We start from the raw sequence: 19177 nt of genomic DNA on the forward strand, positions 1-19177 counted from the left end.
ATTTGGCTTATAGTATCTGGTGCGTTTAGTCTGAAAATTGCTCTCAGTATACCTTGTGTGCAGTAAGGTTTTAAGCAGTTTGTGCTTTTTCAGCAATAAAAAAAGGAGCCAGTTGGCTCCTTTTTAAATATCAATTCTAACTTTACACGTCTAAGTTAACTACACGTAGTGCATTCGTTTCAATGAAGTCACGACGAGGTTCAACTTGGTCACCCATTAGTGTCGCGAACAATTGGTCAGCTGCAACCGCATCTTCAATTGTTACTTTCAACATACGACGTGCGCCTGGGTCCATGGTGGTTTCCCAAAGTTGATCTGGGTTCATCTCACCTAGTCCTTTATAGCGTTGGATATAAAGGCCACGTTTCGATTCACTAATTAACCACTCTAATGCATCAACAAAGTTATCAACAGCATGAGTTTTCTCACCACGTTGAATATATGCGCCTTCTTCAAGTAAGTTAGCAATGTTAACACCTGTCGCTGCAATGCGTTTGTAGTCACGAGATGTAATGAAGTCGAAGTTCAATACATGCGCTTTGTCCACACCATGTTGGCGAATATTCACAACAGGATAATACATGTTGCGTTCTGTATCGTGCTCAGTGCTCGCGTGGAAAATAGTTGCATCTTCATCGCGTGCAATTAAGTCTTCAACAAGCGTGTTAGTCCACTCTTTTACTTTTGCTTCATTTGCTAAATCAGCTTCTGTAATTTCGCTTTGATAGATTAAACGTTCCATAACCGAATTTGGATATTTACGTTTTAAACGTTCAATTACTTTTACTGTATTTTGATAATCGTGAACAATTCTTTCTAATTCTTCACCTTCAAGTGCAGTTGCACCTTCACTCGTATAAAGTGCAGCATTGTTCAATGCTAATGATGTTAGGTAATCAACAAGCGCTGGGTCATCTTTAATGTAGCGTTCTTGCTTTCCTTTTTTCACTTTATAAAGTGGTGGTTGCGCAATATAGATAAAGCCTTTTTCTACAATCTCTGGCATTTGACGGTAGAAGAAAGTCAGTAGCAAGGTACGAATGTGAGAACCATCCACGTCCGCATCGGTCATAATAATGATACGATGATAACGAAGCTTTTCTGGGTCATATTCATCACGACCAATACCACAACCTAATGCTGTGATTAATGTCGCTACTTCTTGCGAAGAAAGCATCTTATCAAAGCGTGCTTTTTCAACGTTAAGAATCTTACCTTTAAGTGGCAAGATAGCTTGATTTTTGCGGTTACGACCCTGCTTAGCTGAACCACCTGCAGAGTCACCCTCCACTATGTATAGTTCTGAAAGTGCTGGATCTTTTTCTTGGCAATCAGCTAATTTACCTGGTAAACCGGCTAAATCCATTGCGCCTTTACGACGTGTCATTTCACGCGCTTTACGAGCTGCTTCACGAGCACGTGCTGCATCAATGATTTTGCCAACAACAGTTTTAGCATCAACAGGATTTTCTAATAAGAACTCTGTTAGTTTTTCTGCCATTGCTTGCTCTACAGCAGATTTCACTTCACTTGATACTAGTTTATCTTTAGTTTGTGATGAGAACTTAGGATCAGGTACTTTAACACTTACAACTGCAGTTAAGCCTTCACGAGCGTCATCACCCGTTGCATTGCTTGTTGTTTTCGCTTTTTTGTTAAAGCCTTCTTTTTCCATGTAGTTATTTAGCGTACGCGTTAATGCGGCTCTAAAGCCAGCTAAGTGCGTACCACCATCACGTTGTGGAATGTTGTTTGTAAAACAATAAATGCTTTCTTGGAAACCATCGTTCCACTGCATTGATACTTCTACACTAATACCGTCTTCTTCACGCTCATGAGTAAAGTGGAAAACACTTTTATGTACAGGTGTTTTGTTACGGTTTAGATATTCTACGAATGCCTGAATACCACCTTCATATTTAAAGTGGTCATTTTTAGCTTCTTCACGCTCATCGGTAAGAATGATACTTACACCAGAGTTTAAGAATGAAAGCTCACGCAAACGCTTTGCTAAAATATCGTAGTGGAAGTTTAAGTCAGTGAATGTTTCACCGCTTGGCCAAAAACGTAATTCAGTACCGGTGTCAGTTGCATCACCAATTACAGCTAATGGTGCATCTGGTACACCCATAGTATAAGTTTGTTGGTGAATTTTGCCTTCACGACGAATTGTCAGTTGTAGTTTTTCAGATAGCGCATTTACAACCGAAACACCTACACCGTGTAAGCCACCCGATACTTTATATGAGTTATCATCGAACTTACCACCAGCGTGAAGTACCGTCATGATAACTTCAGCCGCAGAAACACCTTCTTCTTCGTGAATAGATGTAGGAATACCACGACCGTTATCTCTTACAGAGACTGAACCGTCTAAGTGAATCGTTACAAAAATATCATCACAATGACCAGCTAAGGCTTCATCGATAGAGTTATCAACAACCTCAAACACCATGTGGTGTAGGCCTGTACCGTCATCGGTGTCCCCTATATACATTCCTGGACGCTTTCTTACTGCGTCTAATCCTTTAAGTACTTTAATACTCGACGAATCGTAATTCTCAGACATGGTTAATCCCACTTATCTTGTTATTAGGTTGCCATGTTTCACGTGGAACATTTTTAGTTCTCGTTGCATGGGTTCCACCACAGCAGAAATACTTTCAGATAAAATTGATGAGATAAAAAGTTGCGAATCGCAATGAGTCAAAAGCTGACCCACTTTTTCTTTTGTATCTTCACCCAGTTCTGAAGGTAAGTCATCTATTAGCAATATAGATTGCTTATCTGTTTCTGACTCAATTAAGCTATTTTGCGTTACTTTCAACGCATAAAGCAAGAGCTTCAATTGACCACGAGAAAATGTATTTTCTACACTGTTACCAGAAACACTAAAACTAAAATCAGCTTTATGCGGCCCCTTACTTGTGAAACCTTGTTTGGCATCACGTTCAAAGCTTTGCTCAAGCGCCTCTGAGAGCGTTTCACTCTCTTTCCAGCCCGCATGAAAGTTAATTTCTAAATCGCTTACAAGCGTTAATTCTGCACACATTTTATCAAAAAACTGCTGCTTAAACCTACTTATATACGCGATTCTTAAATTATTTATTTGTTCAGCTAGTCTAACAAATTCTTTATCCCAAAACTTGATCTGTTCGAAATAATCTCGAGGTTTACTTTTTAATAAAGCATTACGTTGTTTCAGTACTTTATTAAAGGACTGCCATAAATAAAAAAAGTCATGTTCCACGTGGAACAATCCTAAATCGAGAAATTTTCTACGCTCTTTTGGGCCACCAAAAAACAATGAATAGCTTTCAGGTGTAATAACTTGCACCGGTACTAGCTGCGCTAATTCAGAAATTTTTCGGCTCGTTTTTCCCTGAATCTTTAAAGATGTTTCACCCGCTTGGTTTTTACTAATACCAATTGGGATAGACAAGTCGTGTAGTGCTTTTCGACCATGTATCACAAACTTGTCTTGTTGATGCTGAATGATATTTTTATGTTTGGCGGTACGAAATGATTTACCGTGAGAAAGGAAATAAATCGCCTCAAGGAGACTAGTTTTTCCGCTGCCATTTTCGCCGTAGATAATGTTTATGCCATTAACCGGCTCAAGTGTCAGCGCCTCAATATTCCGAAAATTATTGAGGCTTAAATGACTTAAACTCATATAAGCTTATAGGCGCATCGGCATAACAACGTACATAGCTTCTTCGTCACCCGCACCTTCAATTAGCGCACTGCTATTAGAATCTGCAAGCGTAAACGTAACATCTTCTGTTTTTAATGTATTAAGTACATCAAGGACATAAGAAACGTTAAAGCCAATTTCAAGTTCGCCACCTTGGTACATTACTTCAACGACCTCTTCAGCTTGTTCTTGCTCAGGGTTGTTTGCTGTAATTTTTAATAAACCTTCAGACAGGTTTAAACGTACGCCACGGAACTTTTCATTCGATAAAATAGACACTCGCTGAAAAGCACTACGTAGCCATTCACGGTTAGCAGTAATCACCTTGTCACCACCACGCGGCAATACTCGACGATAATCAGGGAAACGACCATCAACTAGTTTACTGGTAAACGTAAATTCAGTATCAATAATACGAATATGATTAGCACCGAATTGAATGGTAACTAGCTCATCATCAGCCACCATTAGGCGCATAATTTCTTGTACACCTTTACGTGGAATAATTAACTGACGTTGCGTATTTAATGATTGCGGTAATTGCTTTTGTGCAATCGCCAAACGGTGACCATCTGTAGCCACTGTTTTAATATCTGCGTTATCAACTTCAAATGACATACCGTTTAAATAATAACGTACGTCTTGATTCGCCATAGAAAAATGCGTGCTTTCTAAAAGCTTGCGTAACTCTAAACGCGTTAGTTGAAATTCAACTTCACCATCCCACTGCTCAAGATTCGGAAAATCTTCAGCGGCAAGCGTTGTTAAAGAAAAACGGCTTTTACCACTGGTTAGTAGTAACTGATGATCTTGGCTACTTAACGTAAGGTCTGAGCCATCAGGTAAACTTTTACAAATATCGAGTAACTTTTTAGCTGGTAAAGTGAGTTGCGTATCAGTGGTATCTTCACCTACAAACACACTCGCCACTAACTCAATTTCAAGATCGGTACCCGTCATCGAAAGTTGTCCGTTTTCAACAACTAAAAGTACGTTCGATAAAATAGGTAAGGTGTGCTTACGCTCAATCGCACCAGACACTTGAACTAAAGGTTTTAAAAATTGCTCTCTTGATATTGTTATTTGCATAATAAAGTCGGCCTTAAGATGACAAGGTTCTTATTAAGTTTTGATAATCTTCTTTCACTTCGTGGCTTTCATCACGTAGTGATTTAACTTTACGACAAGCGTGTAATACAGTTGTGTGATCGCGACCACCAAAAGCGTCGCCAATCTCAGGTAAACTGTGATTTGTAAGTTCTTTTGATAATGCCATGGCCACTTGACGTGGTCTTGCTACTGAACGGCTTCGACGTTTAGATAGTAAGTCTGATACACGAATGCGGTAATACTCAGCAACTGTACGTTGGATATTATCTATCGTTACCAGTTTATCTTGCAGAGCAAGTAAGTCTCGCAGGGCTTCTTTTACAAAGTCGATCGAAATCGGACGACCAGTAAAGTTTGCATTAGCAATAACGCGGTTTAACGCCCCTTCTAATTCACGCACATTTGAACGCAATTTTTTAGCGATAAAAAAGGCCACTTCATGGGGTAAATTAATTTTACTTTGCTGCGCTTTTTTCATCAAAATGGCAACGCGCGTTTCAAGTTCTGGCGGCTCAATAGCAATTGTTAAACCCCAACCAAAACGTGATTTAAGGCGATCTTCAACCCCTTCTATCTCTTTGGGATAGCGGTCTGAAGTTAATATAATCTGTTGATTTCCTTCAAGTAAAGCGTTGAAGGTATGGAAAAACTCTTCTTGTGAGCGCTCTTTATTAGCGAAAAATTGAATATCATCGATCATCAATGCATCAACACTTCGGTAATAACGTTTAAATTCTTCAATGGCATTATTTTGCAGCGCTTTAACCATATCTTGCACAAATCGCTCTGAGTGCATATAGACAATTTTAGCGTCTGGCTTATTTGCCATAATACCGTTACCAACAGCATGTAATAAGTGAGTTTTACCTAAGCCCGTACCACCATATATAAATACAGGGTTAAATGCTGAACCTGGGTTATCTGCAACTTGAGTCGCTGCAGCTTTTGCTAATTGGTTTGATTTACCTTCAACAAAGCTATCAAAGGTATAATTTTCTTTAATGTTTGATTTATAACCTGATTTTGGTGCAGGTTCAACCGCTACTTTTTCAGGCTTTGGCTGTTGTTTTTCGGCAGCTTGTTGTGGAACAGATGCGCTAGCTTCTGAAGCAGCCGGTGCTGATGCCACTTGGGCATTTAAAATTGGTTTACTACCAACATCAAAACGTAGCTCAGGTGCTTCATCACCACAAATTTCAACGAGTAGTTCATTAATACGGTTTAAATACTTTTCTCTCACCCAATCCAAAACGAAACGGTTAGGTGCATATATAGTCAACGTATCTTCGGTACTTTCTGCTTGAAGTGGTCTTACCCACATACTGAATTGCTGTGAAGGCAATTCATCTTGCAATACATATAAACAACTTTGCCAAACCGACAGATACACAGTTAAACTCCCAGAGATTTAATTTTTATTCCCGTTCATCTTTAATGATGGAAAATCAAACATTTATTGCTAATCTTTGACCAACTTTCTTGGCCCAGACCGACTATTATGAAGGTACTTTATCCACAAGTACAAGATTGATTTTTATGAAAAATATGATCTCAGCAACATAAAAGAATAAAACACTGATTTTTAAGAAATTTATTTTTTAAGCTCGAACAGTGATCATAACAAATTTGCAGGCAGATCGCGATCAAATTCTACGATCGAATTGGCTTTTCCCAAGCTTTTATTCACTTTTTATACAGAGGCTGTGGAAAACTTCTTATTTATGATGATCCTATATGATCACGAAAAAGGATCCTTTATAATTACTACCTCTGCAGCGTTTTAATGATTGACTTTTATTGTCTTCATCTATAATATCTCGCGCTCGCAATGGCACCTGTGCCAGGATCGCGACCTGCATAGGATGTTTTAACCTTAACCGATCGGATGGAATTGTTATGAAAAGAACTTTTCAACCTAGCGTTTTAAAACGCAAACGTACACACGGTTTCCGTGCTCGTATGGCATCAGCAAATGGCCGTAAAGTATTAGCTCGTCGTCGTGCTAAAGGCCGTAAAGTTCTTTCTGCTTAATATAAGTGGAAGACTTTAGCTTCAGCAGGGAGTTACGTCTGTTAACTCCCTCGCATTACTCTCGAATCTTTAATGAACCAGCACGCGCTGCGACTCCTTTCTTTACTCTATTAGCTAAACGCAATGACCAAACTAATCCTCGATTAGGTCTTACGGTCGCAAAAAAACGCGTTAAAAAAGCCTGTCAACGTAATCGAATTAAACGACTTGCTCGCGAAAGTTTCCGTTTAAATCAACATAAAATCGATAACATTGATATTGTGCTTATGGTTAAAAGTGGTATTGATGAACAGTCCAACGAAGAGCTAACAAAGCAACTAAATAAATTGTGGCGAAAAATTAACGAACGCTGCAAGCCTGGTGCACCTAAACCACCACCATTTAAAAAACGCCCGAATAAATCAGCTAAATCTAATAAACAAGCCTGATAGCAATAGAATTACAGGCTTAATTAAGGTATCTTTAGCTCACCTTTTAATCATGCATTTAAAATTCTACGATGGGAATTTAAATTCATGGTATCCATTGACTAAATTAACGCAGGGGCAGACACATCATGAGGTTACTTAAACCACTTGTTGCTATTCCAAAGCGCTGTTTAGTCATGCTAATACGCGGCTATCAAAAATGGATAAGCCCACTATTAGGCCCGCATTGTCGTTTTAATCCAACCTGCTCTAGTTACGCTATTCAAGCAATTAATTTGCATGGAAGTGTAAAAGGCAGTTGGTTAGCTGTTAAACGCATATTAAAATGCCACCCTTTACATGCTGGTGGGGATGATCCCGTACCGGCAAAAAATCATATTAACCACCAACACGAGAAATAAGAGCTGTTATGGAATCGCAACGCACGTTTTTATTAATCGGCTTGATGCTTGTGTCGTTTTTATTATTTCAAGAATGGAATAACGACTACAACGCACCAAAAGCTGATCCAAGTGCCACAACACAAACACTAGGCGCAACAACACCAGAATCTGATGACTTTATTCCAGCATCATCTGACGGTGAAGTTCCAGCTGCTACTACAGCAAAGCGCTCAGTTATCGATGTAACAACTGATGTATTCACTGTTAAGATTGACACCCGTGGTGGTGACATCATTGAGACAGACTTACTTCAGTACGAAGAAGATAAAGGCAGTAACACACCTTATATGCTATTGGGTGAGTTTGATGGTAAACAATACTTCTCACAAAGTGGCTTAATTGGTTTAAATGGCCCAGATGCAACTGTTGAAGGCCGCCCTGTTTATAAAACCACACAAAAAGCATTCACTTTAACGGGTGATGAACTACGTGTACCACTAGAGTTTACTGACAGTAAAGGTGTGACGTTTACTAAAACTTATATCTTCAAAAAAGGCGACTACGCTGTAGATTTAGAGTACACAGTAAACAACGTAACAGCTGATCCAATTCAAGTGCAGTTATACACACAAGTAAAACGCACAGTACAAGAAAAAGGTAGTCTAGTAGATCAAAACTACTTAGGCGGCGCATATGGTACTGAAGAAGAGCCATATGAAAAATACAGCTTCTCAGATATGGCTGATAAGAACCTTAATATCACTACATCTGGCGGCTACATTGCATTTATTCAACACTACTTTGTAAGTGCATGGGTACCTAAGCAAGACCAACAAAACACTCTTTACACTAAGCTTGTATCTGGTAATGCGGCAATTATTGGTACTAAAGGTGAAGCAGTTAACGTACAAGCGGGTACGCAAGCAACACTTAGCTCAACTTACTACATGGGTCCGAAAGAGTCTGACGTACTAGAAGCAATTCACCCAGACTTAGATTTAACCGTAGACTACGGTTGGTTATGGTTTATCTCACAACCACTATTCGTATTACTTAAGTGGTTACACAGCATCCTAGGTAACTGGGGTCTAGCTATCATTGCAATCACTGTTATCGTTAAGACAGCAATGTACCCGCTAACAAAAGCACAATACACGTCAATGGCGAAGATGCGTGCATTACAGCCTAAAATGGCAGCTCTAAAAGAGAAGTATGGTGATGACCGTCAAAAATTCGGTCAAGCTATGATGGAAATGTACCGCAAAGAAAAAGTGAACCCTATGGGTGGCTGTTTCCCGCTGTTACTACAAATGCCAATCTTCTTAGCATTATTCTACGTATTCTTAGAGTCAACTGAGCTACGTCATGCTGAATTCATTTTATGGCTAAATGACTTATCAGCAATGGACCCATACTACGTATTACCTGTTTTATTTGGTTTAAGTATGTTCATCACTCAAAAGCTGCAACCTATGACGGTTACTGACCCTATGCAGCAAAAAATGATGACCTTTATGCCAGTAGTATTCTCTATTTTCTTCTTATGGTTCCCATCTGGCCTAGTACTTTACTGGTTAGTATCGAACCTTATCTCAATCGCACAGATGCTAATCATCTACCGCGGTATGGAGAAAAAAGGTATTAAGGTAAGAGGCTAAACTCTCTACCCAACAAAAAGGCGCAAACTGCGCCTTTTTTAATGCCTGAAAATAGCTAACCGAGAATAGGTGAATAAACCTGATTGGGCACACTTCGCTCAGTAAAGCTCAAACTCGTAGTTAGCAGCGAAGCAACCACCAAACCAATTGCAATTCCCCCAGATAATCCAAGCCACTTTCCAGCTGTTGTTTTACGCTTAACCCTAAGCCAACTCATATAGATGCCTGCAGCGCTTACAAAGCTCATCAATGCACCAAATAGCGCCCAAATAAGCTTGGTACCAATTCCTGCAAAGTTACCAAAGTGCAGCGGATCTGCGGTGTCTTTAATTCGAGGTAGCAGATGTAATTCTTCTCCTTTTTGTATACCAAGTACCTCACCTGAAATTGGTTTTACATAAACACGGTTGGCACGTAGACGCAGTAAAATATCATCGTTATAACCGCGCACTTCAATAGGCTGATTTGCTTCATTAGGATAACGAATATAGCGAATATCAAGGCTACTAAATGCCTGTTGAGCTGCTTCATAAGCAGCAGCTAAACTAATTGGCGATAGACCTTTGCGAGGACTTTGTTTTTTAAACTCACTCAAGGCTTGTGGACTAGATACATAGTGAGGTACCTTCGCGGTTTGCAGTCCATGTTCTATCAGATACCAAACCCCTGTGATGGCCATCACAGCAATAAACCATAAACTCCAAAGCCCTAACAGCTTATGCCAATCAGACCAACTACTGCGCTTATCAAGGCAAAGCGTAGCAGGTTTTTTTATAAAACCTTGCCACCAGCGCCGATACACATAAATACTCGAGACCAATAAAATAACAAGTAAAATACTCAAACTGGTGACGATTAATTTACCCGTCCAGCCCATCGACAAATTCATATGCCAGTTACGTAAAAACCGCGATATTCGCGCCCACTCTCCTTCACCGAGTAAGCGACCCGTTGCTGCATCTAAATACACAAAACGAAATGAATCACCGACTTTAAGGGCCGCTTCAGTGGCTAGGTAATCTTGCTTATGACGTTGTATATAGAGTAACTGAGCTTGCGGATAATGCTTATTAAGGGTGTTTTCGAGAGCTTGGTAGTTAGTAGAGGCAGAAGAAGTTAAAGCACGGTACTTAGCGTCTGTTAAGTATTCGAGTTCATGACTTAACGTAGCGAGTGTGCCCGATACGCAGGTAACAAAAAGCAGGACTCCAACAAAGAGTCCTGCCCATGAATGTAAGTTAAACCAACTTTTAGCGTTCACACGCCACCATTAAAAGTTGTATTTAGCACTTAAATAGACACGGCGTGGTTCACCAGGAAAGTGCCCTGTTCGCTCGATAAAGCCACTGCTTGCGTATTCTTTATCAAACAAGTTCTTAACTGATAGCTGCCATTGCCAGTTATCAACGGTTGTTTGCCACGCCATGTTGTAAATAGTGTAAGGTTTAACGCGTTGACCACCTAAACTAAGCTGTTCATCAACATAATCTAAACCAGCAGAAATAGATGACGATAAACTAGCTAGCTCATAGCGTGTCCATATACCTAAAGTATTTTGCGGTGCGTTGGCAAATTTATCGCTATCAGGAATTTGGTTACGAATACTGTCATTTGCTTCAGTAATACGGGCATCATTATAGGCGTAGCTTGCAGTAACCACCCAGCGCTCAGTGATATCACCAACCACTTCTAGTTCAAAACCTTTACTTTGAACTTCACCCACCGCAACTAAGTCATCAACGCCGTCGCCTGCAACATCACCCAATAAACTAGGCTGCAGAATGTTTTTACGTACGATATCGTACACAGCCATATTAACAGCAAGTGTGTCTTCTAATAATTTGGTTCTTAAACCTAACTCATTAATACGGCTAGTCTCTGGCGAGAATGGTCCGCCTTTTGCTGTTTCTTGATCACTGGCACCCTGTGGTACAAAGCCAGTACCATGAAGCGCATAAGGAAAGAACATATTGTTAATGTTATAGCTGGTACCAATACGGTAGGTTAAGTCGCTATCAGAAAACTCGGTTTGATTTAACAGATCTTTATCTTCAAAACGGTCATATCTTAAGCCAGCAGTAACACTCCAATTTGCAGTTATATCAAGCTGATCTTGCAAGTATGCACCAAAGCGAGTGCTATTTGTTTTACCTAACCTTGGTTTAATACTATCAAGATCATAATCATCAGCAGAGGTTAAACCATATTCAGGATCGTTAAGAGCAAGGCCTGGTACAGGGCCTCCTTTACTCTGTTGCTTTGCTGTGCGGTAAGCACTTTCAAAGTCATGCTCATACCAGTCACTACCAAGCAGCACTTGATGTTGCATGTCTGCAATTATAAATTCTGCAATCGCATTAGCAGTTAAACTAAAGCCTTCGTTTTCACGTACTTGATCACGAAACTCACGATGGCTCCAATCTACAATACCGTCGTCATCAGTATCTACAAGCCCTCTTGGCTCATGGTAGTTTTGTACTTCTTTGTTATCAAAATAGCGTGTTGTGACATCTGTTCGCCAAATATCATTAAACTCATGTTTTAAAGTAGCCTGATAGACATGGGCTTCAACATTTTGAAAGTCAGTAGCTTCGTTATGGTTCCAGCTAATATCAGTTAAAAAATTGCCATTATCATCAGCAGGGACTCCACGTAAACGTGCCCCACCCAACTCTTGCTCTATATAGGTATACTGAGTGGTCAATTCGGTTGCACTGTTAATAAGCCACGTATAACCAAGATCAACAATAGTATTATCGCTGCTAGTGTTAGCACGGAATGGCTTTTCAGTATCACGGTAAAGACCAACACGGTAAGCATGATTATCAAGTGATTCACTCAATGTTCCAGTGCTTTCTAATGCACCACTGAAGAAGTCATCATTACCTACTTCAACTTCAATACTGTGTTCACTGGTGAATTTAGGCTTCTTAGTTACATAGTTAATAATACCGCCTGGATTACCACTACCATATATAGCGCCAGCAGGCCCTTTTAAAACCGCAACTTGTTCAATATTAAATAATTGCGGTACAGCAAAACCATTGAAAGGGTCGCCCTTTACGCCATCATATAAAATCTCATCTTGGCGGAAACCACGGAATGTCACGCCCGAATAACTAAAAGCATTAACGCCAGCAATATTGCTATAAAGGTCGGTAATTTGACGAGCAGCCTGATCGCTGATCAGCTCCTGCGGCAGAATTTGGATTGACTGAGGAATTTTCTCTAAAGGTGTATTTGTACGAGTTGCAAAGCTTGACTCGGTTGGGCGATATAAAGAAAACGCACGGCCAACAACTTCTATTTTTTCGATCTCTTTAGAATTGGTTTGATCAGAAGTAGTAACTTCTGTTTGAGCATGGGCAATGGCCGAAAAACCAGCAGCAAGTGCAATAAAAACAGCAGAAAGACGCATAATAAAAAGGGACAAAATGAATAATGCGAAACATGTTAATGAATATAATTATCATTTGCAATGCCGTTTTTTATTAATCGGAGCTAAATAAAGTATTACTTACAATGCGCTTTTAACACTTCATTGGTTAAACAGCTATTCGCATGAAATTAAGCCATAGGTTACAATAGAGCCAGCATTCATTCTTTTATTGGCATTTTTCATCGCATGATTAATCAAGACACAATTGCAGCACAAGCGACCGCACCAGGACGTGGTGGGGTTGGTATTATTCGCGTCTCTGGCAGCTTAGCTAAAACAGTGGCAGAGCACATTATTGGCCGTTGTCCTAAAACACGTTACGCAGACTATGTGCCATTTAAAAGCTTGAGCGGTGAGCAGCTTGACCAAGGTATTGCTATATACTTCCAAGGACCAAATTCATTTACCGGTGAAGACGTACTTGAGCTGCAAGGTCATGGCGGTCCTGTTGTACTTGATATGCTATTAAAAGAAATTAGCCAAATTGACGGTGTTCGTTTAGCAAAGCCGGGGGAGTTCTCTGAGCGCGCATTTATGAATGACAAGCTTGATTTAACTCAAGCTGAGGCAATTGCCGACCTCATCAATGCAACCAGCGAACAGGCAGCAAAAAGTGCCCTCCAATCTCTGCAAGGTGAATTTTCTAAGCACATCGAAACGCTGGTGGAAAAAGTCATTCACCTACGTATGTACGTTGAAGCCGCTATTGACTTTCCAGATGAAGAAATCGATTTCCTATCAGACGGTAAAGTATCAGCAGATCTCAATGCCATTATTGATCAATTAGAGAATGTAACTCAACAAGCTAAACAAGGTAGCATCATGCGTGAAGGTATGCGTGTTGTTATTGCAGGTCGCCCTAACGCTGGTAAATCAAGCCTATTAAATGCATTAGCTGGCCGAGATGCAGCTATCGTTACCGAAATAGCCGGTACAACACGTGACGTATTGCGTGAACATATCCACATTGATGGTATGCCACTGCATATTATCGATACCGCAGGCCTACGCGAAAGCCCTGATAAAGTAGAACAAATTGGTATTGAGCGCGCATGGGAAGAAATTAACCAAGCCGATCGCGTACTATTTATGTTAGACGGCACAGACACATCAGCCACTGACCCTCATGATATTTGGCCGGAGTTTATGGCCAAGTTACCAGAGGGTATGGGCGTTACTGTGATCCGAAATAAAGCCGATATTTCAGGTGAAAATGTCGGAATGGATGAACATGAACAATATCCGGTGATCCGTTTAAGTGCCAAAAATGCAGAAGGTATAGAGTTAGTTCGTACTCACTTAAAGGCATGTATAGGTTTCCAAGGGGCAACTGAAGGTGGATTTATGGCACGCCGTCGTCACTTAGATGCACTTGATCACGCAGCCTATCATTTAAACACAGGCAAAGAGCAATTAGAGATGCATATTGCTGGTGAGATCCTGGCTGAAGAGTTACGCCTAACACAACAGTTCTTAAATGAGATAACGGGTGAATTTACTTCTGATGACTTGCTAGGAAAAATCTTTAGTTCGTTCTGTATCGGTAAATAAATTCCGGTCATCAATATTATAAAAAAGAGTCTTGCGACTCTTTTTTTTGTTTTTAATTCAGCAATCAATTATCGGTTCAGGGCCGAAACCAGCCAGTAATTAAACCCAAATCAATTAGTCTAGCGATGTCATTAAACGGAGGACGTCATGGACAAATATCAACTCTTTCATCAATTACACCACCAGCAAATAGGCTTTGTACTCGCTAATGCCTGGGATCTTAGTTCAGCACAATTCATTCAGGCCGCAGGAGCTGAAGCTGTAGCAACAACCAGCTGGGGCATTACTGAAAGTTTAGGTTTAGCTGATGGTGAGAACATCTCTTTTCAAACTCAGTTAGCGCTGGTTAAAAGCTTGACCAAATACATACATATTCCACTCTCTGTCGATATAGAATCAGGATACAGTAACGATCCGCTGCAAATTAGCCAAAACGTTCTTGCGTTAGCAAAATTGGGGGTTGCAGGTATCAACATTGAAGACTCAGACAAAGACACGAATGCACTGAGATCTACCGAGCAGCAATGCACTATTATTAGTGAGATAAAGAAAGTACTTAACGAAAATGGCTTCGGCAGTTTATTTATTAACGCCAGAACCGATACCTACTTTGTTAATGACAGCCCTTTTAAAGTCACATTGAAGCGCGCAAAAGCTTATCAAGATGCAGGTGCAGATGGTCTTTTTGTACCTGGCTTAACTAATATAGAGCACATAACCAGCTTAGCTAACGCGATAGATATGCCACTAAATGTGATGGCTATGAACAATTTTAACTCAGCAAAAGCCGCTTTCGCTGGTGGCGCAAAACGGTTTTCATTGGGTAATTCGCTCTATGATCTAGTCGGAAATACGATAAAAACCACCCTAACTCAGATCGCAAATTAACTTAGCGAGCTAAAAAATCAGATCAAAACATCTTTTAAGATCGACTTTAGCTAAAAATGTTATCCACAATTGAGGTGTTTTTAGATCTAAAGGCTGATTTGATCATAAAAAAACGCTGAAATTTGAACTTATTTACAAACAACAGCCCTTTTTGATAATTAATTTTCTAAAAAGCAGCCTTTATTTGCCATATTTAAGTTTTTTTCGATCTATTTTATTGATCGCAAATTACAAACCGATCGTTATCAACAAGCGATCTATCCACAAAACGATCATACTCTCCATTTTAATCCGATCTAAAAACTAAAGCGCTTACACACAATTAAAGATCAACAACTTAGCAAAGTTATACAGTTTCTAAATTTTAGCTTGATCAGAACTTTCCCCAAATTTATTAACAGCTTGATCAAAGGGTTTAATTTACGAATAAATATAAAAAACCATTAAAAACAGTAAATTATAAAAAACATTGAATTTAAGCCGTTATTTTAGGCAGAAAAACTTATTCAGATCGTAATTCAACGCTTTACTCACACCCTAACTTAGTTATCATGTGGCCACTTATTTCTATACATGATCAATCACATGCAATCAGTAAATATCATCGTTGGCAGCCAAATGGGATCTGCTGAATACGTGGCAGAGCAACTAGCAGAAGCCCTTGAACAACAAGGGATCCAAGTGCAGCTTCATGAACAGCCTGTATTTGATGATATTGATCAGCAAGATACTATTTGGTTGTTATGTACTTCTACATATGGCGCGGGAGACTACCCAGAGAACCTACTGCCATTTGTTGAATCTATTAACCAACAGGCTGATCTTAAAGGATTAAACTACAGTGTGATCGGATTAGGCGACACTAGCTACGACACCTATAACTATGCAGGCCGTAATCTAGATGAGTTATTAGCAAATAAAGGTGCAAACCGCGTGGCAGAACGCTTAGAGCTAAATATTCTTGATGAAGCGTTACCAGAAGACACAGCTTTAGCTTGGTTACCAAGCTGGATCGAGACTGTAGGACTCAATTAAGCCGATCGGTGTTGATCGTTGTAATAAAAGTTACCCACAATTTACTGATAATTTAGATCAGATTGTGGATAAACACTGATCTAACTGCGATTTTAACCTAGTTTATCCCTTGGATAAGATCCAACCGATATTGCCCTGTGTATAAATAGCCCTTTTGATCAAAGCTTTTACGCCGGAAGATCCGATCATACTAACACCTTTAGATCTGCCTTAAAGCAATGTTTTAAAAAGCAAATTGAACATTATCAACAGATCTAGCCCTCACTAGTAGTAAGAGTAATAAAAGATCTCTTTAAAAGATCCTTTATATTATTAGAGATCACCTACTTAGATCTTGAGCACTGTTTAATCATTTATCTTCTCTAAATTTCTAGGTAGAATACGCTCCCTTTACAAAGTTTTGCTGGTTGATTAGTAGGATCCCATAAATGATTTTTCACGAACGTTTTGATGTTATTGTTGTAGGTGGTGGGCATGCAGGTACTGAAGCTGCATTAGCATCTGCTCGCATGGGCATGAATACCCTATTGCTAACTCATAATATGGATACTCTTGGTCAAATGTCTTGTAATCCGGCAATTGGCGGTATTGGTAAAGGCCATTTAGTTAAAGAGATCGATGCACTTGGTGGTGCAATGGCTCAGGCTATCGATAAAGGTGGTATTCAATTTCGTACCTTAAACTCATCTAAAGGCCCTGCAGTACGTGCTACACGTGCGCAAGCTGACCGTGCTTTGTATAAAGCCGCTATTCAACACACTTTACAACATCAAGAAAATTTAAAGATCTTCCAGCAGTCATGTGACGATCTAATCGTTGAAGGCGATCGAGTAATTGGTGTTGTAACTCAAATGGGTCTTCGTTTTAGTGCGCCTTCAGTGGTTCTTACTGTGGGTACTTTCTTAGGTGGTCAGATCCATATTGGTTTAGAGAACTTCAAAGGGGGTCGTGCTGGTGATCCACCTTCAATTGCACTTGCAGAGCGTTTACGTGAATTACCGTTCCGTGTTGATCGTTTAAAAACAGGCACGCCTCCTCGTATTGATGCGCGTACTGTTGATTTTAGCAAGATGCAAGAACAGCCTGGTGATACTCCTACTCCAGTATTCTCATTTATGGGTAAACAATCGGATCACCCACAGCAGATCCCGTGTTACATCACTTATACAAATGAAAAAACACATGATGTGATCCGTAATAACCTGCATCGTTCACCTATGTACTCTGGTGTTATTGAAGGTATTGGTCCACGTTACTGCCCATCAATTGAAGATAAGATCGTACGTTTTGCTGATAAAGATAAACATCAAATCTTTGTTGAGCCAGAAGGCTTAACATCATACGAATTATATCCAAATGGTATCTCGACGAGTTTACCATTTGATGTACAACTTGAAATTGTGCAATCAATCACTGGCTTTGAAAATGCACATATTTGTCGTCCTGGTTATGCCATTGAGTATGATTTCTTTGATCCTCGAGACTTAAAGCAATCATTAGAAACTAAGTTTATTAATGGTTTATTCTTCGCAGGCCAGATCAATGGCACAACAGGCTACGAAGAAGCTGGTGCGCAAGGTTTAATTGCTGGTATGAACGCAGCATTACAAGTACAAGGTAAAGAACCTTGGACACCTCGTCGTGATGAAGCATATACAGGTGTACTGATTGACGACTTAGCAACATTAGGTACTAAAGAACCATACCGTATGTTTACTAGCCGTGCTGAATACCGTTTATTACTTCGTGAAGATAATGCCGACATTCGTTTAACTGCTAAAGGCCGTGAACTTGGCTTAGTTGACGATGCTCGTTGGGCTGCCTTCAACGAAAAAATGGAAATCATTGAAAAAGAAACACAACGCTTAAAAGAAACCTGGATCCATAAAGATCACGTGGCTGTTGATCAAGTAAATGCGTTATTAAAAACACCACTGACTCGTGAAGCGAGCCTTGAAGATCTGATCCGTCGTCCTGAAGTTCGTTATAACGACCTAATGGCGATCGATGGTTTAGGCTCTGAGTTCGATAACCAAGCTGCACTTGAGCAAGTTGAGATCCATACTAAGTACGCAGGCTATATTGCTCGTCAACAAGATGAGATCAATAAGCAGCTACGTCATGAACAAACTGTATTACCAAAAGACTTTGATTATTCAACTGTTTCTGGTTTATCAAATGAGGTTATCGCGAAACTTACTGATAGTCGTCCAGATACAATTGGCCAAGCATCACGTATTTCAGGTATCACCCCTGCAGCTATTTCGCTATTATTAGTCTATCTGAAAAAGCAAGGCTTACTGCGCAAGACTGCGTAGTTGGTGAGGAATACAGTGTTACAACAACAATTAACTTCACTGTTAGCGCAAACTGATATTGCGCTAACAGAAAAGCAGCAACAACAACTTGTACAATATGTTGAATTATTAGACAAGTGGAACAAAGCATATAACTTAACCTCTGTTCGTTTACCTGAAGAAATGATGGTTAAACATATCATGGATAGCTTAGTTGTTGCGCCACACCTTAAAGGCAAACATTACATTGATGTTGGTACGGGTCCTGGTTTACCGGGTATCGTATTAGCCATTGCTTTACCTGATACACAATTTGTATTGTTAGATAGTTTAGGTAAACGCGTGCGCTTTTTGATGCAGGTAAAACATGCACTTGGCCTTGAAAATGTAACCCCAGTGCAGTCTAGAGTTGAAGAATATCAACCAAGTGTTAAATTAGATGGTGTATTAAGTCGTGCATTTGCCTCTTTACAAGATATGGTTGACTGGTGTGCGCACTTGATTGATCATTCAGGTAAATTTATCGCCTTAAAAGGCGTATTTCCGAGCGAAGAACTAGACTCATTACCTAAAGGTATTAAGTTTGATGAAAAAATCAGCTTGGAAGTACCTGAGTTAGATGCGCAAAGACATCTAATCATTCTTTCTAAAGACTAGGGA

The 19177-nt window shown here is 39.9% G+C and carries 15 protein-coding genes; 9 read left to right on the forward strand and 6 right to left on the reverse strand.

What is annotated here, in order from left to right; genetic code table 11:
* Positions 1-142: 142 nt before the first annotated feature.
* From gyrB to dnaA, 4 genes are read right to left on the reverse strand one after another with little or no spacing between them, the layout of a single operon-like run.
* The gene (gene gyrB, locus L1D46_RS06760; RefSeq protein WP_130050124.1) at positions 143-2569 is read right to left on the reverse strand and encodes a DNA topoisomerase (ATP-hydrolyzing) subunit B; all 2427 of its coding nucleotides are present in this window, start codon (positions 2567-2569) and stop codon (positions 143-145) included.
* A gap of 12 nt (positions 2570-2581) precedes the next feature.
* Entirely contained in the window at positions 2582-3676 is a 1095-nt protein-coding gene (recF, locus tag L1D46_RS06765) for a DNA replication/repair protein RecF (RefSeq protein ID WP_054563761.1), read from the reverse strand.
* Positions 3677-3682: 6 nt separating this feature from the next.
* A complete protein-coding gene (gene dnaN, locus L1D46_RS06770; RefSeq protein ID WP_054563760.1) occupies positions 3683-4786 on the reverse strand; it encodes a DNA polymerase III subunit beta in 1104 nt (367 codons plus the stop codon).
* A 13-nt stretch (positions 4787-4799) separates the two neighbouring features.
* Positions 4800-6197: a chromosomal replication initiator protein DnaA gene (dnaA, locus tag L1D46_RS06775; protein WP_239977140.1), complete on the reverse strand. Its 1398-nt coding sequence runs from the start codon at positions 6195-6197 to the stop codon at positions 4800-4802.
* A 506-nt stretch (positions 6198-6703) separates the two neighbouring features.
* Between dnaA and rpmH the strand changes: the two genes are divergently transcribed.
* The 4 genes from rpmH to yidC all read left to right on the forward strand — a co-directional run bounded on the left by rpmH (position 6704) and on the right by yidC (position 9307).
* Positions 6704-6838, forward strand: coding sequence for a 50S ribosomal protein L34 (gene rpmH, locus L1D46_RS06780; protein WP_045980711.1), 135 nt, complete (start codon positions 6704-6706; stop codon positions 6836-6838).
* Between the two features lie 5 nt (positions 6839-6843).
* Positions 6844-7266 carry a ribonuclease P protein component gene (gene rnpA / locus L1D46_RS06785; RefSeq protein ID WP_130050126.1) on the forward strand — a complete coding sequence of 141 codons (423 nt, stop codon included), beginning with the start codon at positions 6844-6846 and terminating at the stop codon, positions 7264-7266.
* A gap of 128 nt (positions 7267-7394) precedes the next feature.
* Positions 7395-7667 carry a membrane protein insertion efficiency factor YidD gene (gene yidD / locus L1D46_RS06790; RefSeq protein ID WP_054563758.1) on the forward strand — a complete coding sequence of 91 codons (273 nt, stop codon included), beginning with the start codon at positions 7395-7397 and terminating at the stop codon, positions 7665-7667.
* An 8-nt stretch (positions 7668-7675) separates the two neighbouring features.
* Entirely contained in the window at positions 7676-9307 is a 1632-nt protein-coding gene (gene yidC / locus L1D46_RS06795) for a membrane protein insertase YidC (protein WP_178926439.1), read from the forward strand.
* Between the two features lie 55 nt (positions 9308-9362).
* Here the strand turns inward: yidC and L1D46_RS06800 are convergent, their stop codons facing one another.
* Together L1D46_RS06800 and L1D46_RS06805 are read right to left on the reverse strand one after the other, a co-directional pair.
* Entirely contained in the window at positions 9363-10568 is a 1206-nt protein-coding gene (locus L1D46_RS06800) for a PepSY-associated TM helix domain-containing protein (protein ID WP_239977142.1), read from the reverse strand.
* 9 nt (positions 10569-10577) lie between these two features.
* Complete coding sequence (locus L1D46_RS06805) at positions 10578-12725, reverse strand: TonB-dependent siderophore receptor (protein ID WP_239977144.1); 2148 nt, start codon at positions 12723-12725, stop codon at positions 10578-10580.
* 207 nt (positions 12726-12932) lie between these two features.
* Between L1D46_RS06805 and mnmE the strand changes: the two genes are divergently transcribed.
* From mnmE to rsmG, 5 genes are all read left to right on the forward strand, one after another.
* Positions 12933-14297 carry a tRNA uridine-5-carboxymethylaminomethyl(34) synthesis GTPase MnmE gene (mnmE, locus tag L1D46_RS06810; protein WP_130050130.1) on the forward strand — a complete coding sequence of 455 codons (1365 nt, stop codon included), beginning with the start codon at positions 12933-12935 and terminating at the stop codon, positions 14295-14297.
* 147 nt (positions 14298-14444) lie between these two features.
* Positions 14445-15185, forward strand: a complete 741-nt coding sequence (locus L1D46_RS06815) for an isocitrate lyase/phosphoenolpyruvate mutase family protein (RefSeq protein WP_239977145.1) — start codon at positions 14445-14447, stop codon at positions 15183-15185.
* Positions 15186-15770: 585 nt separating this feature from the next.
* Positions 15771-16220: an FMN-binding protein MioC gene (mioC, locus tag L1D46_RS06820; RefSeq protein ID WP_239977146.1), complete on the forward strand. Its 450-nt coding sequence runs from the start codon at positions 15771-15773 to the stop codon at positions 16218-16220.
* A gap of 428 nt (positions 16221-16648) precedes the next feature.
* Positions 16649-18538, forward strand: a complete 1890-nt coding sequence (gene mnmG, locus L1D46_RS06825) for a tRNA uridine-5-carboxymethylaminomethyl(34) synthesis enzyme MnmG (RefSeq protein WP_130050133.1) — start codon at positions 16649-16651, stop codon at positions 18536-18538.
* A gap of 15 nt (positions 18539-18553) precedes the next feature.
* Positions 18554-19174 (forward strand): 16S rRNA (guanine(527)-N(7))-methyltransferase RsmG, encoded by a 621-nt coding sequence (gene rsmG, locus L1D46_RS06830; RefSeq protein WP_054554802.1) that lies wholly within the window; start codon positions 18554-18556, stop codon positions 19172-19174.
* Positions 19175-19177 lie beyond the last annotated feature (3 nt).

This window comes from Pseudoalteromonas sp. Isolate3, from assembly GCF_022398505.1.
GTDB lineage: Bacteria > Pseudomonadota > Gammaproteobacteria > Enterobacterales > Alteromonadaceae > Pseudoalteromonas > Pseudoalteromonas apostichopi.